Raw genomic sequence first — 3,435 nt, forward strand, 5'->3', positions numbered from 1 at the left:
ACTTAAAAAAGAACTCCAAATAATTGCATCTTTTATTCCTCCAGATTCTTTTTCATTTTTATTCTTGAAGGGCTTTCTTAACTCAAAAGCTTTTTGATAGATTAAGTTTAATTCTGCTTGGTGAATGTCGATTACATTTACTTTTAATTGAATTAGTGTTTTGTTAAGTTCTTCGGCGACATTTGTTTGACCAATATGCCGTAAAATTTTCACTCCATATCTAGAGCCTTCCCGTCGTAATTTTTCAAGATCCGCTAGAACTCTATTTTGTTCTTTTTGATGATTTTTAATAACTTCATCAATAACAACTTGGGATAGAACAAATTCTATTAGTTCACTTTTAGAAAAGTGATTGATTATTGGTGAAGAATCAATTTTATAAGAATTTGCGATTATCGAATTTGTATCTAAAAACACCGTGAATCTTCCCATAATTTCAACTCCTTCTTGTTACTAATGGATCTCAGATAACATTCCTGTATTCACGACCTTGCGAATTCTAGGTGTCCGGCGACTACCGGACCAAGGACGGATGTCCGATGCATGAATTATTATGTTAAATGATGTTATCGCTTTAACTTTCATTAATGTAAGCTATCTCATTGTAGAGTAAGTTCATCGCATTTTTCATTTCTATAGTTGCATTTTTCCCCACGTATCTTATTTTAGTAGTAAAGTCGCCATTTGCACTGATTAATACTTCAATCCCCTTTCCCTCACCGTCACAAGCAAAAGTATATAATGAATGAGATTCTTCAAAAAGAATTTTTGCACTTAGACACTTGCTAAAAACTAAGTCCCGATACCCAGAACCATAAGAACAGTTAATAACTTTTATATTGCTTTCTAATCTTATAAGTGGCTCCTCACAATTTGATTCATAACACAGATAATCAAATAAAAAATCTAAGGAGAAGGGTTCATTTTCTTCTTGGAGACACCAATCATTTATTTCATCTGTATTATACTTTCCAGTACACCATAAAAATGAAATTTCGCTAGTTTCCAGTTTTCTAAAATTAAGTTCCTTCTCAAACATAGAAATAACTGGTGGATTGGGTAATATGTCATGAATCAGCCAGTTCCTCATAGATTCGAGTAATAACTTTTCATATTTATCAACAAAATACTTATCTATTAAATCTGGAAAAGTATTTACTATAAGATGCTTAACAAGTTTACCTTCAATAATATGTATCCTGTACTGCCTGCCTTCTTGCATTTTTTCTAGCCATTGACGAGAAGAGTTAGATAAATACGAACTAACTTGTAAACAGTACAATGTGATTAGGTTTTTCTGCATCTGCCCATGCAATTTTTGTTGAAATTTGTTCTACTGGAACTCCGTTTGTATAATGCTTGCATTCAAAAAACCATTTTTCTTCTATTGTTCCTACTAACTGATTGTTAACTATAAATTTACCTTCTATATCCCTTCCTTGGTCAGCGCCACCTTGACGCCATATTAAACTTTGATAACCCATTCGAAGTAATATATCAAAGCATAATTCTTCAAATTCTCTTGGTGAGATTCTTTCAAATTGTATGTCTTCTGCCTTGAATAACATATGTCCCTCCAATAAATCAATTTTATCTAACGTTTCTGTATTCACGACCCGGCGTATGCTGGGTGTCCCACGAATGCTTAACCCAGGGGGTATGCCCGTAGTGTTAATATTAGTTAGATGAATGCCATACTTTCTACGCTACTCACAAATCTCTTGTATCCCTTTTGATAGTACACCAGTCAAAAAAAAATAGACAATTAGGAGTCGGAGATATTTTGATCTCCTGAATCTAACTAGGGTTCATTAGGTAATTGATTTTCATTTATAGAATATAGTTATTAGTCAATTCATTTTCGTTTTTCTCTTCCTACCCTTCTTTGCTATCTTTCTTCTGATCTTCAATAAACTTATCTCTTTGAATCAAGTATTTTAACAAAGCATTAGATACTAGAAAAGGCAATACAGTAGCCCTAATAAAGTTTAATACAGCCTCTTTGTTACTGCTCAAGACAGTCCCTAGCTCCTTAATGAATATTCCATTTAAAAACTTTTCCTGAAAGAAATAAGGAGACAAAGAAATTAGACCTGTTGCCCATACGAGATAAAAGAACGTATTTAGGTCGACTGCTACGGGAAATATTTCTTTAAATTGTTTTCTTTTTAATGCATCTTGGCGTGTGCAAAACAAATAAAAGAGTATGCTGATAAGAGGAATCCCGATCATGAAAAAAGGCAAAAAGGGTAGATCTAGTGTCCTGTATGTTTCTCCAACAAATTTAAGAAGCGTATCTATTAAAAAATATAACACTACAGAGCTTATAAAGGGTATTAACATTAACTTAAAAGCCAACTTCCAGTAACTCCTTGCTTTTACTCGAATAAAATATGTACTAAAAAATATTAACAAAGTAATACAAAGCCCAAACATCAGATTACTAAAAAATATTATTGGAACTGAGCCGATGCATAGAACTAGAGGCCAGATGATTAATCCTTTCCACACAAGTCTATAGTAGCCTTTCTCAAAAATATTTAGCGTTGTTCTTAAAAATCCGTCAGATTCATTTTCTTTAGTCATTTTCTCCTCCATATTGACTTACTCTCATACATTCTATACAAATATTCGTTCATGCTCATTAGCTTTAATTTAGTTGTATGATTTTGATTTTATGTGGCTTCATCTAACGTCTCTTTTACTCACGAACCCTCATTGGCTTAAGTGAGCGATAGCGAACGGGTCGACATACTTAGCCAATGCAGGGTTGTCCGGCTGAATCCGCTTCTCGCTTCTTATCATCGTTCGGACCAAGGTACGAATGCCCTGAAGCTTGAATACTGTGTTATACGGAGTCCTTGTCTTCACTGAAAAACTTACTAGACACCTTAATTTCTTCCTTTGTAACAATTGCCTCAGCTTTATAATCCATGGTTCTTCTCATGTGTTTTTTATATGTAGAAAACGATGAATAAATAAAGTAAAAGTAGAATATCGGAATACCAACTCCTAAATACATCAACAAGTCACCAAGTAATAATTCTGCAGAAAAAATATTGATCTTATTATTAATACTAGAATTATTATTCGTATAAACCCCCAAGATAAATATTATTATTGGAATTGGAGAAAACGTCTTCAACATGTCTAATTTTGTTTTACTTATTTCAGCAAAAGTTCCTGACCAAACGGCATATTTCTCTAAATTAGCATAAGACAATTTTTCCTTCTTAGTTTCATATATCATGTCTAAGTGCTTAGAGAAATCCTTGAGCTCTTTATAGTCCTTGTAGCATATACCAATAATAAGAATCGCATAAACTAACCAAAAATAAATTGAAAACATAAATTTAGATACATCAGGAAAAAAAGTCTTTCCCAAATATGAAACTATAATCATTAGAATCATTTTAGATATAAAGGAACTAATAG

5 protein-coding genes are annotated in these 3,435 nt (G+C 32.6%); all 5 read right to left on the minus strand.

Annotation, left to right across the window (positions count from 1 at the left end; translation table 11 throughout):
• Nucleotides 1-432, minus strand: a 432-nt coding sequence (locus P364_RS35890) for a PIN domain-containing protein (protein WP_036695262.1), incomplete at its 3' end; no start/stop codon positions are given.
• 142 nt (nt 433-574) lie between these two features.
• The gene (locus P364_RS0134285; RefSeq protein ID WP_024634463.1) at nt 575-1,222 is read right to left on the minus strand and encodes a hypothetical protein; all 648 of its coding nucleotides are present in this window, start codon (nt 1,220-1,222) and stop codon (nt 575-577) included.
• A gap of 40 nt (nt 1,223-1,262) precedes the next feature.
• Nucleotides 1,263-1,613, minus strand: a complete 351-nt coding sequence (locus P364_RS0134290; protein WP_152532795.1) for a restriction endonuclease — start codon at nt 1,611-1,613, stop codon at nt 1,263-1,265.
• Between the two features lie 262 nt (nt 1,614-1,875).
• Nucleotides 1,876-2,586, minus strand: a complete 711-nt coding sequence (locus P364_RS0134295; protein WP_152532796.1) for a hypothetical protein — start codon at nt 2,584-2,586, stop codon at nt 1,876-1,878.
• Nucleotides 2,587-2,848: 262 nt separating this feature from the next.
• Nucleotides 2,849-3,435, minus strand: a 587-nt coding sequence (locus tag P364_RS38425; protein WP_236642460.1) for a hypothetical protein, incomplete at its 5' end; no start/stop codon positions are given.

This window comes from Paenibacillus sp. MAEPY2, assembly GCF_000499205.1.
In the GTDB taxonomy this organism is placed as follows: domain Bacteria; phylum Bacillota; class Bacilli; order Paenibacillales; family Paenibacillaceae; genus Paenibacillus; species Paenibacillus vandeheii.